The following is a 17,801-nucleotide window of genomic DNA, read 5'->3' as shown; positions in this document are numbered from 1 at the left end:
CAGAAATTTCAGGAGAGTTTGCGGTGGGAACGTTCAAGGCCATCAGGATCGACAAGGCGGACAAAGGCACGGTCGCCACGCTCACTCAGTTCGATGAAGCGGAGTTGATGGAGGGCGACGTCACGGTGCGGGTCGAATGGTCGACGGTGAACTACAAGGACGGGCTTGCCGTGACCGGCAAGGCGCCGGTCGTACGTCGCTTTCCGATGATCGCGGGCATCGATCTCGCGGGCACCGTGGAGCAGTCGTCGCATCCGCAATGGAAGCCCGGCGACATGGTGATCTGCGACGGCTGGGGCATGGGCGAAACCCATCTCGGCGCCTACGCCGAGAAGGCGCGCGTCAAGGGCGACTGGCTGGTGCGGCTGCCGGAGGGCATGTCGCCGCGCGACGCGATGGCGATCGGCACCGCCGGCTACACCGCGATGCTCTCGGTACTGGCGCTGGAGAAGCAGGGCCTCACCCCGAAGCACGGTCCCGTTGTCGTCACCGGTGCTGCCGGCGGCGTCGGCTCGGTTGCGATCGCGGTGCTCTCGAAGCTCGGGTATTCCGTGATCGCCTCCACCGGCCGGATGTCGGAGGCGCCCTATCTGAAGGCGCTTGGTGCTGCCGAGGTGATCGACCGCAATGAACTGTCGGGACCGGCCAAGCCGCTGGCCAGGGAACGCTGGGCCGGCGGCATCGACAGTGTCGGCTCGACCACGCTGGCCAACCTGCTCTCGATGACGAAATATGGCGGCGCCATCGCCGCCTGCGGCCTGGCCGCCGGTATGGACCTGCCGACCTCGGTGGCCCCGTTTATTTTACGCGGGGTGTGCCTTCTCGGCATCGATTCCGTGATGTGCCCGATCGAGCAGCGAAAAACCGCCTGGAGCCGTCTCGCCAGCGACCTGGACCGGACGAAACTTGCTGAAATCACTCATGAAATTGGTCTAGACGGAGTTATCGACGCCGGCGCCAGGATCCTTGCCGGGCAGGTGCGCGGTCGAATCGTGGTAAAAATTCTATAACGGCGTTCAGACTTTACCAACCAAGCTGCTCCAATGTTGCCACGGTTGGTATGGTAAGCAGCGGGTAAAGACTACTATCAGGCGTTGCCCGCGCTCTAGTACAGTCGGAGTTACAGCATGCTTGCGCGTTTCGTGTTGGGGGCCGTCACGGCCAGTGCGGTAATTGCGCCGGCCATGGCCGGAATGATGAATGCCGATGAGGCCCGCAGGTTCGTCAGCGGCAAGGTTTTCGCATTTACCTGTTTCGACGGTACCCGCGGCGCAGGCCGGATCCTCGATGATATGGGCGCGGCCGGCGCGGTGCAATTCGCCGGCTCCGGTCCTATTCGTCGCATGCGGCTGCCCGGCAACACGTTGCAGATTCGCGGCCAGGCTGTCTGCGCCTCGATCAAGGGCATTCCGTTCGAGCCGTGCTTCAATCTCGAGAAGAAGGACGACCGCAGCTTCCGCGGATCGGTTTCGGGCATGGGCTTCGCCTATTGCGATTTCCAGCACCAGGGCGCGGCGCAAATGCTGATGGCGCGCGCCGTGGTCCACCCGCGTTCGCTGCATGCGCAGGAGCGAACCGGCTCGGTGGGCGTGTCGCGTGCCGAAGTGACGGTCCGGGTCGAGACCCCGCATGTCGAGGCTACCCGGATCGAACCGGTCAAGTCTGAGGCGAAGCCCGAGTCTCCGAAAGCAGAAAGCGCTCCGGAACTGCGCCGTTCTACCGATTGACCGGGCGCGTCGCGTCGCATCCCCCACACATAAGTTCAATCGCTGACAGCGGCGAGTGGCGCGTCGCGACGCCGTAGTCGTACGGTCCGGCACTTTTATGTGTTGGTAGCGATTTCCGTTCCAATTTGCCGAAAATCGACAGGCTGTGGGGGCGGCCCAAAAACATGGGTCCAAAAATGTCGCTGTATTTTTTCCGAATTAGCCATGGTCGCTATTCCGGGGCTTCCGAGCACGGATCGGAATTCGAAAGCCGCGAGGCAGCATGGTCCGAGATGACCAAGGTCTGCGCCGACCTGCTTGGCGGAATTTCGCGCAGCCTGAAGCCAAATGCCGAATGGCATATGGAGCTCCTGGACGAGTCCAGGCAGCCCGTGTTCAGAATCCGCCTCGTCTCCGAAGCGCTGGGCTGAACAATTCGATTGCGCCAGCGGATCTGGCGTTCGTCGCTGCAATCCTTGGCGGCAATCCGACGGGTGGGCCGCTCACGCGGTTCGCCGTCGAGAGACGTGCCGCTTCATTGGGCAGACGCGAGGCGTCCCGCCGCCGGCGAATTTTCCGTTCATTCACCGTATTTTTACGCGGTGTCAGTTAACGGTAACGTGCAACCGCAACGCTATCAGTCGAAAGCGCTTGCGGGGCAGTGTGTGTGCGCAAAACGCACATCCAACTCGGGGCCGAGTTTCGACGCCTTCAACACATCGCACGTGCAAGGACTGGTTCATGTCGCTTCTTAGTCTCCGAATTAGCGGCCGGCTCTATGCCGGATTCGGTGCACTCGTGCTGTTCTGCGCGGGGCTGGCGGGTTTCGCGGTGTGGCAGTTGGGAGAAATTCGCGCGCAAGTCGTCACCATGACGCTGCAGTCCAACAACACCATCCGGGCCGGCGAAATCGCCACGGAACTTGAGGCCGTCCGCCGCGCTATCCTGCGCTACGCCTTCGATCAGGACGAGGAGTCCTATACGGAAGCCGGGACGCTGCTGAACAAATCGGCAGACATGGTCGAAGCGGTCATAAAGACAACAGTCGCAGAAGAGCGCCGCGCCGCCTACCGGCGAATCGCCAAGGACATCGAGGATTTGAAGGCCAAACGTAACGCCCTCGGCGATGCCATCAAACAAATGGTCGCGGGGCGCGCCAGGCTGTCTTCCGACGGCGACAAGCTCGCGGCCGACGTGCAGAAATTCGTCGAGGTCGCGGAGAAAACCGAATTCTCGCAGGAAGCGGCGCCGCTCGAAACCAAGGTGCTGCTGCTCGAGGTCGCCAACTGGCGGATGCTGACGACCCGCGATCCCAACGGCATCGCGACCTTCAAGACCAAGCTCGGAAAGGCGCTGGAGCATGTCGAGGCGCTCGAGAGCGCGGAACTACCGCCGAATCTTGCGACGCCCATCAGGGACATCAAGGCGAGCCTCGTCAAATATGGCGAGGCATTCGAGCAAACCGGATCCAGCCTGCTGCTCAGCGACAGTCTTTACTACAAGGACGTCTCGCCCTTGACCCTCAGCGCGATCGGAAAACTCGACGGCATCATCGAATCGATCGGAAACGCCTTCAAGAAAACCACCGCCGAAACCCAAGAACGCATCAACAGCACCGAGACCATGCAGGAAATCGTGGCCGGCGCCGCCGTACTGCTCGGCCTGTTGATTGCGTTCCTGATCGCGCGCGGAATCATCAAGCCGCTGTCTGGCCTGACCTCCGGCATGAAGGAACTCGCCGGCGGCAATTTCGGCGTTGTGCTCCCGGGTCTCGACCGCAAGGACGAGGTCGGCGACATGGCGCAGGCGGTCGAGACCTTCAAGGTCAAGGCCGCAGAGAGGGCCCGCGAGGAAGCCGAAGCCAAGGCCACGCAGGACCAGATCGCCGCCAAGCAGCGCAAGGCCGACATGATCAAGCTCGCCGACAGCTTCGAATCCGCGGTCGGCGAGATCGTCGAGACCGTGTCGTCGGCCTCGACCGAACTGGAAGCCTCCGCAGGCACGCTGACTTCGACCGCGGCGCGGGCGCAGGAACTCACCACCATGGTTGCGGCTGCCTCCGAGGAAGCTTCCACCAACGTGCAGTCGGTGGCCTCGGCGACCGAGGAGATGGCGTCGTCCGTCAACGAGATCGGCCGCCAGGTGCAGGAATCGGCGCGGATGGCAGGCGAGGCGGTCGATCAGGCGCGCAAGACCAACGACCGCGTCAGCGAATTGTCGAAGGCCGCTGCGCGAATCGGCGACGTCGTCGAACTGATCAATACGATCGCGGGGCAGACCAATCTGCTGGCGTTGAATGCGACGATCGAGGCCGCGCGAGCCGGTGAGGCCGGCCGGGGCTTTGCGGTCGTCGCCTCGGAAGTCAAAGCCTTGGCCGAACAGACCGCCAAGGCGACCGGCGAGATCGGCCAGCAGATCTCGGGCATCCAGGCCGCGACCCAGGAGTCGGTCGGCGCGATCAAGGAGATTAGCGGCACCATCGAAAGACTGTCGGAGATCTCCTCGACCATTGCGGCTGCGGTGGAAGAGCAGGGCGCGGCGACGCAGGAAATTTCCCGCAACGTGCAGCAGGCCGCGCACGGCACCCAGCAGGTCTCGTCTCACATCGTCGATGTGCAGCGCGGCGCCGGCGAGACCGGCTCGGCCTCCTCGCAGGTGCTGTCCTCGGCGCAGTCGCTGTCGCGCGAAAGCAACCGCCTCAAGCTCGAAGTGGACAGGTTTCTCAATACGGTGAGGGCGGCGTGATGCCCGTCGGCGTCGGCTTGCCCGTCTTATCTGCAATCGATCGCCTCACACGAGGCCAATAATCTCGAAAACCGGGGACTTCTCTGTCATGCTTGCAAGGCTCTCCATTCGCGCCAAGATCACGGCTGTCGTTGCTCTGATGCTCGTTGCCATGTCGGCGATGGGAGCGCTGAACATCAGGCAGATGTATGTCATCAACTCCTCCACCGTCGACATCGTCAGCAACTGGCTGCCGAGCGTTCAGACGCTTGGCGAAGTGCGGGCCGCGACCATTACCTACAGAGCGATCGTCCGCTCCCATCTGCTGGCCACCAACGAGGCGGGAAAGCAGGCGCAGGAAGAGCTTCTGGCAAAGTGGACCGACATCCTGAACAAGGTCCGCAAGGCCTACGAACCGATGATCACCACGGCGGAGGAGCGCGCCCTCTACGACGAGTTTAGCGCCTCCTGGGCCGAATATATCGACGGCGCTAAGCAGGTTCTGGTGCTGTCCCGCAAGAACGAGGACAACGAGGCCAGGGCGCTCCATGCCAAGGCGTCGCTCGCCGGCGTCAAGGCCGACGAGACGCTGCAGAAGGATGTTTTGCTGAACAGCAAGGGCGCGGATGCGGCCGGCACGCGGGCAGCGGAAAGTTTCGATGCCGCCATCAAGATGGTACTGGCTTCGCTCGTACTGGCAATGATCGTCGGAATTGGCGCTGCGATCTTGCTGGTTCGCGACGTGTCCGCCGGAATCAAGTCGATCGTTGCCCCGATGCAGGCGCTGGGCGCGGGCGATCTGGCCGCCCAAGTCCCGCATCAGGGCGAGAAAACCGAAATCGGGATCATGGCGAACGCCCTGCAGGTCTTCAAGGATGCGCTGATCGCCAAGAAGACCTCCGACGAGGCGGTGGCGCTCGATGCAGACGCCAAGATCCAGCGGGGCCAGCGTGTGGACAGCATCACGCGTGAGTTCGAATCGCTGATTGGCGAGGTGGTTGGCTCGCTGTCGTCGGCCTCGACCGAACTGGAGGCCTCTGCAGGCACGCTGACTTCGACCGCGGCGCGGGCGCAGGAACTCACCACCATGGTTGCGGCTGCCTCCGAGGAAGCTTCCACCAACGTGCAGTCGGTGGCCTCCGCCACCGAGGAGATGGCGTCCTCCGTCGACGAGATCGGCCGCCAGGTGCAGGAATCGGCGCGGATGGCAGGCGAGGCGGTGGATCAGGCGCGCAAGACCAACGACCGCGTCAGCGAATTGTCGAAGGCCGCTGCGCGAATCGGCGACGTCGTCGAACTGATCAATACGATCGCGGGGCAGACCAATCTGCTGGCGTTGAATGCGACGATCGAGGCCGCGCGAGCCGGTGAGGCCGGCCGGGGCTTTGCGGTCGTCGCCTCGGAAGTCAAAGCCTTGGCCGAACAGACCGCCAAGGCGACCGGCGAGATCGGCCAGCAGATCTCGGGGATCCAGGCCGCGACCCAGGAGTCGGTCGGCGCGATCAAGGAGATCAGCGGCACCATCGAAAGACTGTCGGAGATCTCCTCGACCATTGCGGCTGCGGTGGAAGAGCAGGGCGCGGCGACGCAGGAGATTTCCCGCAACGTGCAGCAGGCCGCGCACGGCACCCAGCAGGTCTCGTCCCACATCGTCGATGTGCAGCGCGGCGCCGGCGAGACCGGCTCGGCCTCCTCGCAGGTGCTGTCCTCGGCGCAGTCGCTGTCGCGCGAAAGCAACCGCCTCAAGCTCGAAGTGGACAGGTTCCTCAATACGGTGAGGGCGGCCTGATAGGCCGCATCAACCCGCTTTCATCGTGCCGCCTGAATCGGTCCGCCAAAGCCAGACCGACAGTGCGCCCGAGCGCCCACGGATTTGCGTTTCCCTGGGTCCTGTGAGGATTCCAAACTCGAACAATGCGCATTGTGGGCCCGCCTTGCGAAGCAGATCGTCGCTCACCGCCAGCTCCGTGCCGTGCTTCGCGGCGACTTCCATCAGGCGGCTGGCCACGTTGACGCTGTCACCGGTCGCGGTGATGTGTTGATAGCTGCCGCCGCCGAGCCGGGATGCGATGATCGGTCCGAAATGGGCACCCACCTTGAAGCCGATTTGCGACGCGATCGATGGCGGCAGCGTTTCGATCCATCGTTCGATGCATTTGCAGAGTTCGACGCAGCAAAGCGCCGCGTTGCGGGCGTCGTCCTCGGTGCTCTCCGGCAGGCCGAACAGGATCATGGCGCCATCGCCCAGAAAATTGGTGATGACCCCGCCATGGGCCACCACTTCGCGGTCGACGAGGGTGTGGAAATCCTTCAGCACCTCCAGCATCGCGTCCATGCCATGGGTTTCGCTGAGTGAGGTAAAGCCGGACAGGTCGACGAACACGATCGCGGCATCCTGATGGACCGGCACCAGCAGGAATTGCGGATTCACCGTCAGCCATTTGCGAAGCGCGGGTGCCTGGAATTGCTGCAGCAACTCGTTCTTCCCAGCGAAATACTGCGCCTGCCGGCGGTTCAGCCAAAGCTGGATTGCGCCGAACAGGATTGCCGGCGGAGCGGCCGCCGCGACCGGCAACGCGGCACTCAGCCAGACATTGTGTGAAAATGCGACGTAGTTGGCGATCATCCAGATCACGAGCACGGCCCCGATCGAGAGCAGACCGACGGCGCTGCGCCGCCACGCCAGCAAGCCCGTCAGCAGCAGCGTCAACACGATGGCAAGAACCGCGTCGATGGCGCGTGTCGAGCGGTCACGCAGGATCCCGTCGCCGGTCGTCAAATGGGCGATGGCCGTGGCGATGACCTCCACCCCCGGCATCACCGGGTCGAATGGCGTCGGGAATACGTCGCCGCCGCCGGTGACGGTAGCCCCGATCACGACGATCCGATCCCGGACCGCCTCCTGATCAATGTTGCCGTTCAATACCGAAGCCGCGCTGATGGTCCGGACCGTGCCACGGCGGCCATAGAACGACAGTGGCAAAGCATGGCCGATGTCCATGGCGATGCGTCGTCCCGCCAGGGTGAGGCTGTCCGCCTCCAGCGTCGGCTCGGCGCCATCAGCCAACGCGGCGACGCGCAGCGGAAACGACAATTCAACCTGTTCGGCGGTTCGAAACAGCATCGGAGCGGCCCTGGGCGTGCCGGCCTTGTCCGTGGTCAAGTTGACCACGCCGACGGCGGCATGATCGGCGAAGGCCTGGCGCGGAAGCAGGAACTTCTCAGCCAGCGGCAAGCGCGCGAGGAGTTCGTTCTCGCCCGCCTCCATCAACTGGGTCGCTTCGGGGAAGACCGCTGCCGAGGCGATCACCGTCGGGCGCCTGTCGAAGGCCCGTGCCAAAGCTGCGTCGCCCTGGTCGCTGCCGCGATCGATCAGCAGCACGTCGACCGCGATGACGCGGGGTTCGAAGCGCGCGATCTGTTCGACGATGGCGGCGAGATCGGCGCGCGGCAACGGGTAGCCGCCTCTCTTCGCCGCGGTGTCATCGTCGATGGCCACGATGGTGACCGAATCCGGCGCGGCTCTCTCGCCGCGTGCGAGCAGGCGCAGATCGGTCAGCGCGCCTTCGGCACGATCAAGAAACTGAGTGTCGCCGCGCCAGTGCCCGATTCCCAGCGCCAGCGCCCAAAGCGCCGCCAACACCAGCGCAGTCAGTGTCTGGAAGGTTCTGCCGGTCACCGACGATCATTGTCCAAAATCATTGCCCAGGAATACTGCAAGTTACTGTCCGAGCCGCGCAAGCAATGCATCGACGCGCGGTTGCGGCCAGCGCTTCACGATCAGGGGACCAGCCCCCGGGTCGACGTCGACACCCTGGCCGGGTCCCAAAACGACCTGACCGTTGCCGGCGGGCCTTCGCACCGCGACCTGGCCTCTGAGAACCAGAACCGACGTCCTGGTGTCCTGGGCGTCTACCGCCCATTTCGTGCCGCGTACGGCGGCGATGGCCTGCGGTGTCGTCACCTCAAACCGATTTCTGCCTTGATGCTTTGGAGCATCGACGAGCAAGGCCTTGCCCTTCAGATCGACGGCATCGACTTCGCCATTCCTGTTGCGGCTCTGCAGGGTGTATATCGCGCCGCTTTCGGCGACGATGGTCACGCCGCCGCGGCAACGCAAAATCTGCGCCGCATTCGGCAGTTGCCCTGAAGTGCACCCCATCGCGGTTGGTTGCGCCGATGCCACGCCAGCGCCAAGAGCTCCACAGACAAGACTTCCACAGATAACAGCCGCGCACATCATCCGAGCGAGCGCTCTCATAATTGTGTCTCCCTCTATACGCATCACAATATGCTTTAGTCGAAATATGGTCGCGGCAACATCGTTTTGAATTTCTAACTGTGTTCAGAAAATGTCTGTGCCGATGCAGGCCCAAGAACACGGTTTTACAACTTTATTCACGTTGGAGAAACGTTGCGCAGACCGGCCCGCGGCAATACCGGGAGTGTGCCTATGCTCCCGACGGGGCCACGGGCGCGGCTTGCGGCGGCGTCTGCTTTCGAAACAGGATGCGCTGGTACAGCCAGCCGATCGCCACCAGCACCAGGCCCAGGCACATGAACGACAATGCGCGGTAGACGCCTGTCAGTGTCGACATGTCGATCAGGAACGCCTTCACGATGGTGAGCGCGATCACCACGGCGGAAGCAAGCCGCGCGCGCCGCGAATTGACTGATATGCCGATTCCGAGCAGTGCTACGCCGAAGGCGAGCCAGGCGATCGAATAGGTGTATTGCTCGGCGCCGCTGGTGAGCGCGGAGGTGAGCAGCGGACCGTGATAGAGCCTGCGGATTTCGAGCGTCACATAGCTCAGCGCCATCACCAGCGCGCCGGCCGCGATGGCATTGGCATAAGCCGCGGGCCGCCGTCCCGCCACCGCATAGGACAACAGCAGCATCAGCACGGCCGGCATCGCATAAGCCAGCACAAGGCGGTTGACGAAGACGCCGCCGACATTGATCGGCCACAGCAGGGGATTTTCCAGGAGCAACAGCCCGAAGACGCTGGCGAGGCCCGCAAAGGCAGTCAGCAGGATTGCGCTGATGTTGTGAACGATGCTGGCGCTGCGGATACGCAACCGCTCCAGGCCGATCGCCATCGCCAGCGCGACGCAAACTTCAAGCCCAAACTCGACCAGCGAGGAATTGACGCTGTAGACATCGCCGCCGTTGACCGCGTGGCGGATTTCCATGAACGCCAGCAGCACGGTGAACAGCACCGCGGCCGCTTCGACCGCGCGCAGCGGCGCATCGTCGCCCCGGCGGCGCAGGAAGAAACCGCCGACCCAGAACGACAGCGCCGGAATGCCGTAGCCCCAGAGCAGCCAGTTGAACACCAGGGTGGCCCCGACCGTGTCGCCGACGATGCGCGGCTCGTAGCCGATGCGCAGCACCACGATCCCGGCGAGAATGGCGGCGAGCGAGCGCAGGAACGGGATCGGGCGCTGCATCGAAATCCACGCCGTGCCCATCGACATCAGCGAAAGCGCAATAGTGAGCCAGCCCTTTTCCAGCGCAAAGGTCAGCGCCAGCGCCAGGGCGCCGAGCGTACCCGTGGCGAACAGTGCGATCGAAATTGGCAGGCCCGGGCGGTTGTCGCGCCGGATGAGAATCTCGGACGCCGCGCCATAGGCGGCCGCGAGAAGCACGGCCAGAATCGCAAACGGGATCGAGCGATCGAGATGGGCGATGCGGGCATAGAGCGCGATCAGCAGCGCCAAGGGCGTGAACACGGCGGAAGCCGACCACACCACCGGGATGATGGCGCTGGCGAAGCGGCCCTGCGCCAGAAATCCGGCGGCGCCGAAGATAGTTGCGAAGACCGCCGCGGTGACCAGATGCAGCGTGACGGAGGCATCGGTCGCGACCGGGCCGATGCCGCGCAGCGGGCCGCCCGGCAACACCAGCATGTCCGGATTGCCGCGGACCGCCCATTCGGCGAACACGACAAAGACGAACGCGGCAGCGGCTGCGACCGCGCCGGTGGCGGAAGGCGCGCGCCATGCGACGATCAACGTGCCCGCCACCAGGACCGCGAAGACGATGATCGCGGTATCGGCATGCAAGCTCGCCAACACGATCAACGTCGCGCCCAACAGGTAAGCCGCGAGCGAACCGGACGAAATCGGCTCGATCCGCCCCGCGTCGGCCGGCGGGCCGAACAGGAAGCCGCACACCACGAGCAGCGCAGCGAGCACGAATCCCGACATGGCGTGAAAGCCGTGCGGAGCGACCATTGACGGCCCGCATTCCAGGCAGGGGAAGGTCCACAGCAGAGAGGCTGCGATGGTGGTGATCGCGAGCCAGCGCCACAGCCTGATCCGCGCCAGCGCGAAGGCGGCTGCGGTGACGATGGCGAGGTAGATATACAGCGCCCAGAAGTCCGGCTGCTCCGACGATACCAGGATCGGCGTGACAAAGGCTGCAGCGACGCCGAGACCGGCAAGCGCCGGGCCGTGCAGCAGCGCCGCGGCAAGCGTGCCGAGCGCCACCAGTCCGAGCAGGACGAAGGCGGTGGCGGGCGCGAGAAATCCGTACAGCGCATAGGCGGCAAAGACGGTTGCGAAGGCGACTGCGGTGCCGGCGGCGGTGAGGATCGCCGGGATATTGGCGATCGGCAGCGTTTCGATGGTCGAAATGCTCTCCTGGCGGCGCGTCCATTCGCCGGCGGCCAGCAGCGCCAGCGCAAACGCACCGCCGAGCAGGGTTCGCGCGCCGGGCCCGAGCAGGCCGGCCTCGATCGAATAGCGGACCATAAAGAAGCCGCCGAGCGCCAGCGTCAGGCCGCCGATCCAGACCACCCAGCGGGTGCCGATGCGTTCTTCGAAGCCGGGTTCGGCTGGCGGCAGCGGCGGCGGCATCGCGGGTGGCCCGCCGGCAGCGACGTCCGGCGCGGCGGTTTTGTCATCTGCGACCGGCGGGGCGGATTCGGTTGTGTCAATCGTTGCCGGCGGCTCGGCCGCAATGCCGGGCGACGGGGCGGCCAGCGTCTGTTCAGGCTCCTGGAGCGGCGTCAGCGGCGGCCTTGCCAGCCTTGCTTCCCACGCTGCTTCCATCGCATCCAGCCGCGCGCACAACATGGCTGCCTGATTGATCGCCTTGCGCGCGAAAATGAACGCGGCGATCGCTATCAGCAGCGCAAAAAAATCGTACGGCGAGTCGAACATCAAGCCTCCAGGCGATCGGCCCGGCGTTGAGGGCTTAACCGCTTTCGAAAAATCCTCAGCGCCTACCGCGAACGCGCAGGCCCGGCGCGGGCCGCTCCTGCAACACCTCGCGGCGGAAGCGGAACAGCGCGGCGGGACGTCCGCCGGTCTGTGTCGACATCACGCCGGTCGGTTCGACCAGGGCGCCGGCTTCCACCAACCGGCGGAAATTCTGCTTGTGCAGATGCCGCCCCGAGATCGCCTCCACGGTGCGCTGCAACTCAGTGAGTGTGAACTCGCCCGGCAAAAGTTCAAAGACCACGGGCCGGTATTTCAATTTGGCGCGCAGTCGCCCCATTGCCGTGGCCAGAATCCGCCGGTGGTCGAAGCGCATGGATACGCCGAGGCGCGGGATCGACTTGCGCGCCAATGCCGCAGGGCGGCCGTCCCGCTGCGCCTCTTCGATCAACCCGGCTTCATAGAGCAGCTCGTAGCGGTCGAGCACGCGCTCTTCGTCCCAGTGCGCACCCTCGGTGCCGAAATAAAGCCTGACGCGATCCTTGCGGCCGAGCGCGCGGGCGGTCTCCGGCCGCTCGCTTTCGTCGGCCCAGCGCGTGAGTTCGGCGAGGATGTCGCGCTCGATCATTTCGGGCCGCGCCTCCCGCCAGTCTTCCCACGGGAAGAAGCGATACCAGGGCTCGAAGGTCGCGCCCGGCGCGCGTGCGGTGTTGTCGGCGGGGCGGGTCAGCGCGAGATAGCCGATCGAGGCGACGTGGACGTCGGTATCGCCGGGCTGGGTGTGGCGGCCACGATCGCCGAAGGTGTAGAGCTGTTCGACATAGCCCAGCCGCAACCCCGCCTGTTCTTCCACCCAGGCGCGCAAACCGATCTCGAAGGTGCGGTGCCGTACCGCGTCGAAGGGCCCGAACGGAAGTCCGGCGAGCTTGCCGCCGCCGCCGGCGGATGCGGTGAGGATCACCGGCTCGTTGCCCTCGATCGCGACGATCGCCGCGGTGAGGCCGATCTCGATCGGCGTCAGAAGCTTTTCGCTCATCTGGCGCTGTGTGCGGGCATCAGTCGAGATCGATGCGGAACGGGTGGCTCTCGACCATCATTGTGCCCGGACCCATTTCATCGAGCGCACGCAGCATCCGTCCTTCCCGCCCCAGCGCCTTGTCGGCCAGGCCCACGATCAGCCGGTTCGGCGAGGCGATCGCGGAGGCCGCGCGAATTTGCCGGGCGATCGAGATTTCATCGCGGTGCGGATTGAGCAGGCAGGCGGCGGCAAAGGCGCTCGCGGTCGATCGGCTGATGCCGGCATAGCAGTGCACGACGAGCGGCGCGCTGCGGTCCCAGCCGCGCACGAAATTCAGCACCTGCTCGATATGCAAATCCGAGGGCGCGACAAAGCCGTCGATCTGTTCGGTGATGTCGTCCATCTGCACTTTCAGGTGGTTGGCGGGCAGTACCGATTCCGGCCGCTGCACCTGATCGACATTGGCCATCACCGTCAGCACGTGGCTGGCCCCGGTGGTTTTGACGGTGTGGGGCAGGGCGGCAAGTGAGCAGACGTGGATCATGGCGTTCCTTTTGCGTCGATTATAGGCCCGCGCGCGGAGGCGTGAAAGGTCGTTCGGAGACCTGCACTTATGAGCACACCGTCTTGAACCGTGCCAAAAACCGCTTCTCGGCCCTGGCCGCGGTCCAGGGCGTCAGATAATCCTGCCGCACCGGGACCGGCAGGCCGGGGTCGCGCCCAAACAGGCGTTTGGCCTCGGCTTCGGCAAAGCCCGCAAGCTCGGTCGCCTCGAGATAGGCGGCGCCGCGGTCGGCGGCCTTGATCTGCTGGGTGATTTCGTCGGCCAGCACCGGCGGCAACCCGAAGCGGATGTGGATCGCAGCCAGCAGCCGCTTCTCCACCACCTTGTAGTCGCCGCCGAGCACCGCCTTGAACGGCGAGATCATGTCGCCGATAACATATTCCGGCGCGTCATGCAGCAGCGCCGCCAGCCGCACTCTGGCATCGATGCGCGGCGACTGCTCGCGCATCACCGCTTCGACCAATAGTGTGTGCTGCGCCACCGAGAAGATATGCGCGCCGCTGGTCTGGCCGTTCCAGCGCGCGACCCGCGCCAGGCCATGGGCGATGTCGGCGATTTCGATGTCGAGCGGTGACGGATCCAAAAGATCGAGCCGCCGGCCCGACAGCATCCGCTGCCAGACGCGGCTGGAGATTTCCGGCAAGGACGGTTTTTTGGCCGTCATTTGACTTTGAGGCGCGGGCCGCGATGCTGGCCGCCGCAGGTGTCGTGGCAGAAGCAGGTGACCAGGTGGTCGTTGACCATGCCGGTGGCCTGCATGAAGGCATAGACGATGGTCGGACCGACGAATTTGAATCCGCGCGAAGCCAGTTCCTTGGAAATCTTGATCGAAAGCGGCGTCGATGCCGGCACGCTGGCAGTGGTCTTGAAATTGTTGACCTTCGGCTTGCCGTCGACGAAGTCCCAGAGGAATTTCGAAAAGCCCGGACCGTCTTCCATGATCTTCAGATAGGATTTTGCGCTTGCAACCGTACCTTCGATCTTGGCGCGGTTGCGGACGATGCCGGCATCGTTCATCAGCGCGTGGGTTTTTTTGGCGTCGTAGCGGGCGATCTTCTCGGGGCGGAAGTCGTCGAAGGCTTTGCGGAAATTCTCGCGCTTGCGCAGGATCGTGATCCAGGACAGCCCGGCCTGGAAACCGTCGAGAATGAGTTTCTCGTACAGCGCGCGGTCGTCATATTCCGGCACGCCCCATTCGGTGTCGTGATAGGCCATGTAGAACGGATCTTCGCCCGGCCACGGGCACCGCGTCAGGCCGTCGGAATGCAGGCGCGCCGAGCGGCTCATGCAACGGTCTTTTTCGGCGCGGTCAAGAGGTCGTCCGGCTCGACAAGGCGAATGGCAAGGCCGCCCGCCGTGAGCGGCAATCCGGCCGCAAGCGCGTCGGCGACGCGATCTATCCTGATCAGCGCGAGACCGATTTTGCCCGCGGTGGCTCCCATGGTGCCGACCGCCTTGTCGCCGGCAAGAATCGTTGTGCCCGGTTCCGGCGAAAAGTCCTCCAGAACGACGCGAACCGTCCGCGTCCGCGCAGTGCCGCGATGCTGCATCCGCGACACCACCTCCTGGCCGACGTAACAGCCCTTGTCGAAATCGACGCCGTGGAGACGGTCCATGTTGGTTTCGTGCGGAAAGGCGTCGCCATAGATGAAGTCAAGGCCGCCGCGCGGCACGCCGGCGGCGATCCGATGCGCCTCGTAGGACGTGCTGTCGGTGAGTTCCGCGCCGATCAGGTCGGCGACTTTTTGCTTGAGCCCCTCGGGAACCAGGATCCGCCAGCCGAGCTCGGCACTGCGGGGATCGGCGAATGCCAGATCGGGCATCACGGCCAAATCTCCATCCCAGGCTGCCAGCACGCCGAGACTGTCGGTGAGATTCTCGATCGCGACCTTGGCGCGCAATTTGTAGATACTGAGCTTGTCGGCGAGCCCCTGCGCCAGCGCGCGCGGACAATCGATCAGGAAGCCGCCACCATGGCCGGCGGGCGTTTCGGTGATCAGAAAATCGGCAATGATCTTGCCCTGCGGGGTCAGCAGCGCTCCGAAACGGCCGAGTCCGGGCCGAAGCAGCTTCATATCCGTGGTGAGGAGGCCGTTGAGGAAGTCGCGCGCGCCTTCGCCGCTGACCTTGACCACGCCCCGGTCGGGGAGAAAGGCTGCTTTCATGCAAAAATCTCTTGCGACACGTTGCCCCGGAACGTAAGCCGCCAGGGCATAAACGACAAGACCCGGCGCACGGGCCCTCCTGGGCCTTCTCGGCACGAGAAGGCAACCGAACACGAGGAATGATGAGCCAAAGCTACGACGTGATTCTAAAGTCCGGCACCGTGGTCAATCAGGACGGTGAGGGCGTGCGCGACGTCGCCATCGCCAACGGGCGGATCGCCGCGATCGGCCCGCTCGGACAGGCGTCCGCCGCGGAGGTGATCGATTGCAAGGGCCTGCATATCCTGCCGGGGGTGATGGATACGCAGGTGCATTTCCGCGAGCCGGGCCTGACCCACAAGGAAGACCTTGAGACCGGTTCGCGCAGTGCGGTGATGGGCGGCGTCACCGCGGTGTTCGAAATGCCGAACACCGATCCCCTGACCGTCACCGAACAGGCTTTCACCACCAAGCTGAAGGCCGGCCGTCACCGCATGCATTGCGACTTTGCGTTCTTCATCGGCGGCACCCGCGACAATGTCGCCGACTTGCCGGAGCTCGAACGCGCGCCCGGCTGCGCCGGCGTCAAGGTGTTCATCGGCTCGTCCACCGGGGCGCTCCTGGTCGAGGACGACGAAAGCCTGCGGCGGATTTTTCAGGTGATCAGGCGCCGCGCCGCCTTTCATGCCGAGGACGAGTACCGCCTCAACGACCGCAAGCATTTGCGCGTCGAGGGTGATCCACGCTCGCATCCGGTGTGGCGCGACGAGACCGCGGCGCTGATGGCGACGCAACGCCTGGTCAAGCTCGCCCATGAAACCGGAAAACGCATCCATGTCCTGCATATCTCGACCAAGCAGGAGATCGCGTTCCTGCGCGACCACAAGGATGTCGCCAGCTGCGAAGCGACGCCGCACCACCTCACGCTGGCCGCGCCCGAATGCTACGAGCGGCTCGGCACCCGCGCGCAGATGAATCCGCCGGTGCGCTCGGCCGACCACCGCGAGGGCATCTGGTACGGCATCGAGCAGGGCATCGTCGACGTGCTCGGCTCCGATCACGCGCCGCATACGCTGGAGGAGAAGGACAAAACCTATCCGGCCTCGCCGTCGGGCATGACCGGGGTGCAGACGCTGGTGCCGTTGATGCTCGATCACGTCAACGCCGGGCGCTTGTCGTTGGCGCGCTTCGTCGATCTGACCAGCGCAGGCCCGGCGCGGCTGTTCAACATCGCCTGCAAGGGACGCATTGCGGCAGGCTACGATGCCGATTTGACCGTGGTCGATCTCAAGCGCAGTGAAACCATCACCGACGAGTGGGTGGCCTCGCGCGCGGGCTGGACGCCCTATCACGGCGTGCGCGTCACCGGCTGGCCGGTCGGCACGTTCGTCCGCGGCCGCCGGGTGATGTGGCAGGGCGAGCTGGTGACGCCCTCGGGCGGCGAGCCGGTGCGGTTTCTGGAGACGCTGAAGGCGTGATTTTTTCGCGCGCTCAGGGCGAAACGCCGCGCCAATTGCAAGTCGTCGTCACCCGCGAAAGCGGGTGATCCAGTACGCCGCGGCTTCTCGCTTCTATCGCTGACGCCTCTGGAATACTGGATCGCCCGGTCACCTAGCGCGAATACGCTCCGCGCTTTTGCCGGGTGACGACGATCTGAGTTACTGCTTCGCCAGCCGGGTCGAAAACTCGCCGTTGCGCACGCGCGACGGGAGACCTTCGACGAACTTCGCCACCGCGTCCTCGCCATAAGTGGCAACCAGCTCGGCGAACGCCGCGAACAGGCTGGCCTGTGCGAGGCAGTCGCCGTCGACGCCATCGTGCCGCGCTTCCGCCCAGGCCTCGTTAAGATAACTGAGCGCCGCCTGCTTCTGTTCGTGATCGGGCAGGGGGTCGCGGGCGGTGAAGGACGCTGGATGGCTCATGAAACTCGACAGTCTGTAGGCGATCCCGGGCGGAACGCTCGAATGCCTAACTGTTTAGCATGAGCCAACGGGCCGCCTAGACCAGTTCTTTAGGAAAGGTTAACGGCCGTAAACAATGCGGTAGGTTCCGGAACTGAAGCTCTACCTGAAGCGCATCCGCGCGCGCGAACCGCTTCAATTGGCGTAGCGGGCGGTGAGGTCGCGCGAGATCTTCGAGCCTTCCTCGATGTAGCGGCGGATTGCGACCGACGCAGCCGGCGTGCAGGTCCGGTAGGTCTGCTGGAAGCCGTTATAGCCGCGGTTGAAGCCGGCGATCATGCGGGCGCGGCGGTCGCCGGAGGGCGTCTCGGCGTCGATCAGCGCCTGCATCTGGTTGCGCCACTTGCTGCCTTCATTGCTGCCGCAGATACCACGCAGGTAATGCAGGGTGCCGAGGATTTCGGCCAGCCGCTGCAGGTCGTTATCGAACGGCGCGGCCGCGTCCTGGGCCCGTACGGGTCCGGAAAGGCATGCCGAAACAAGGATGAGGGCGGCTAGAAATTGCTTGAACATGAGCCGG

16 protein-coding genes are annotated in these 17,801 nt (G+C 64.5%); 6 read left to right on the top strand and 10 right to left on the bottom strand.

Annotation, left to right across the window (positions count from 1 at the left end; genetic code table 11):
* The first annotated feature begins 23 nt into the window (after positions 1-23).
* The 5 genes from B5525_RS01120 (at position 24) to B5525_RS01100 (ending at position 6,219) form a co-directional block, all read left to right on the top strand.
* Positions 24-1,010: an MDR family oxidoreductase gene (locus B5525_RS01120; RefSeq protein WP_079564128.1), complete on the top strand. Its 987-nt coding sequence runs from the start codon at positions 24-26 to the stop codon at positions 1,008-1,010.
* Positions 1,011-1,127: 117 nt separating this feature from the next.
* Positions 1,128-1,727, top strand: coding sequence for a hypothetical protein (locus tag B5525_RS01115; RefSeq protein ID WP_079564126.1), 600 nt, complete (start codon positions 1,128-1,130; stop codon positions 1,725-1,727).
* A gap of 176 nt (positions 1,728-1,903) precedes the next feature.
* On the top strand, positions 1,904-2,137 hold the full coding sequence (locus tag B5525_RS01110) for a DUF6894 family protein (protein WP_079572760.1): 234 nt from the start codon (positions 1,904-1,906) through the stop codon (positions 2,135-2,137).
* 310 nt (positions 2,138-2,447) lie between these two features.
* On the top strand, positions 2,448-4,451 hold the full coding sequence (locus B5525_RS01105; protein WP_079564124.1) for a HAMP domain-containing methyl-accepting chemotaxis protein: 2,004 nt from the start codon (positions 2,448-2,450) through the stop codon (positions 4,449-4,451).
* Between the two features lie 88 nt (positions 4,452-4,539).
* On the top strand, positions 4,540-6,219 hold the full coding sequence (locus tag B5525_RS01100; RefSeq protein WP_079564123.1) for a methyl-accepting chemotaxis protein: 1,680 nt from the start codon (positions 4,540-4,542) through the stop codon (positions 6,217-6,219).
* Between the two features lie 9 nt (positions 6,220-6,228).
* Here the strand turns inward: B5525_RS01100 and B5525_RS01095 are convergent, their stop codons facing one another.
* The 8 genes from B5525_RS01095 to B5525_RS01060 form a co-directional block, all read right to left on the bottom strand.
* Positions 6,229-8,109, bottom strand: coding sequence for a CHASE2 domain-containing protein (locus B5525_RS01095; protein ID WP_079564121.1), 1,881 nt, complete (start codon positions 8,107-8,109; stop codon positions 6,229-6,231).
* Positions 8,110-8,151: 42 nt separating this feature from the next.
* Complete coding sequence (locus tag B5525_RS01090; RefSeq protein WP_079564120.1) at positions 8,152-8,691, bottom strand: FecR family protein; 540 nt, start codon at positions 8,689-8,691, stop codon at positions 8,152-8,154.
* A 190-nt stretch (positions 8,692-8,881) separates the two neighbouring features.
* Positions 8,882-11,596 (bottom strand): DUF2339 domain-containing protein, encoded by a 2,715-nt coding sequence (locus tag B5525_RS01085; protein ID WP_079564118.1) that lies wholly within the window; start codon positions 11,594-11,596, stop codon positions 8,882-8,884.
* A 55-nt stretch (positions 11,597-11,651) separates the two neighbouring features.
* The gene (locus tag B5525_RS01080) at positions 11,652-12,629 is read right to left on the bottom strand and encodes an NUDIX hydrolase (RefSeq protein ID WP_079564117.1); all 978 of its coding nucleotides are present in this window, start codon (positions 12,627-12,629) and stop codon (positions 11,652-11,654) included.
* Positions 12,630-12,648: 19 nt separating this feature from the next.
* Positions 12,649-13,155 carry a tyrosine phosphatase family protein gene (locus tag B5525_RS01075; RefSeq protein ID WP_079564115.1) on the bottom strand — a complete coding sequence of 169 codons (507 nt, stop codon included), beginning with the start codon at positions 13,153-13,155 and terminating at the stop codon, positions 12,649-12,651.
* Between the two features lie 67 nt (positions 13,156-13,222).
* The gene (locus tag B5525_RS01070) at positions 13,223-13,840 is read right to left on the bottom strand and encodes a YfbR-like 5'-deoxynucleotidase (protein WP_079564114.1); all 618 of its coding nucleotides are present in this window, start codon (positions 13,838-13,840) and stop codon (positions 13,223-13,225) included.
* Positions 13,837-14,463: a DNA-3-methyladenine glycosylase I gene (locus B5525_RS01065; protein WP_079564112.1), complete on the bottom strand. Its 627-nt coding sequence runs from the start codon at positions 14,461-14,463 to the stop codon at positions 13,837-13,839. The genes B5525_RS01070 and B5525_RS01065 overlap by 4 nt, the downstream gene beginning before the upstream one ends.
* Positions 14,460-15,341: a YgfZ/GcvT domain-containing protein gene (locus B5525_RS01060; protein WP_079564110.1), complete on the bottom strand. Its 882-nt coding sequence runs from the start codon at positions 15,339-15,341 to the stop codon at positions 14,460-14,462. Before B5525_RS01060 ends, B5525_RS01065 begins: the two co-directional genes overlap by 4 nt.
* 122 nt (positions 15,342-15,463) lie before the next feature.
* Here B5525_RS01060 and B5525_RS01055 point away from each other — a divergent pair, with 122 nt between their 5' ends.
* Positions 15,464-16,798 (top strand): dihydroorotase, encoded by a 1,335-nt coding sequence (locus B5525_RS01055; RefSeq protein WP_079572758.1) that lies wholly within the window; start codon positions 15,464-15,466, stop codon positions 16,796-16,798.
* Between the two features lie 180 nt (positions 16,799-16,978).
* On the opposite strand, the gene B5525_RS01050 is transcribed toward B5525_RS01055, so the two are convergent.
* Positions 16,979-17,242 carry a hypothetical protein gene (locus B5525_RS01050; RefSeq protein WP_079564108.1) on the bottom strand — a complete coding sequence of 88 codons (264 nt, stop codon included), beginning with the start codon at positions 17,240-17,242 and terminating at the stop codon, positions 16,979-16,981.
* 174 nt (positions 17,243-17,416) lie between these two features.
* Positions 17,417-17,794: a TIGR02301 family protein gene (locus B5525_RS01045; protein ID WP_079564107.1), complete on the bottom strand. Its 378-nt coding sequence runs from the start codon at positions 17,792-17,794 to the stop codon at positions 17,417-17,419.
* Positions 17,795-17,801: the final 7 nt, after the last annotated feature.

Source organism: Bradyrhizobium erythrophlei, assembly GCF_900129505.1.
Lineage (GTDB): Bacteria > Pseudomonadota > Alphaproteobacteria > Rhizobiales > Xanthobacteraceae > Bradyrhizobium > Bradyrhizobium erythrophlei_D.
This window is presented reverse-complemented; position numbering and strand designations above follow the sequence as displayed.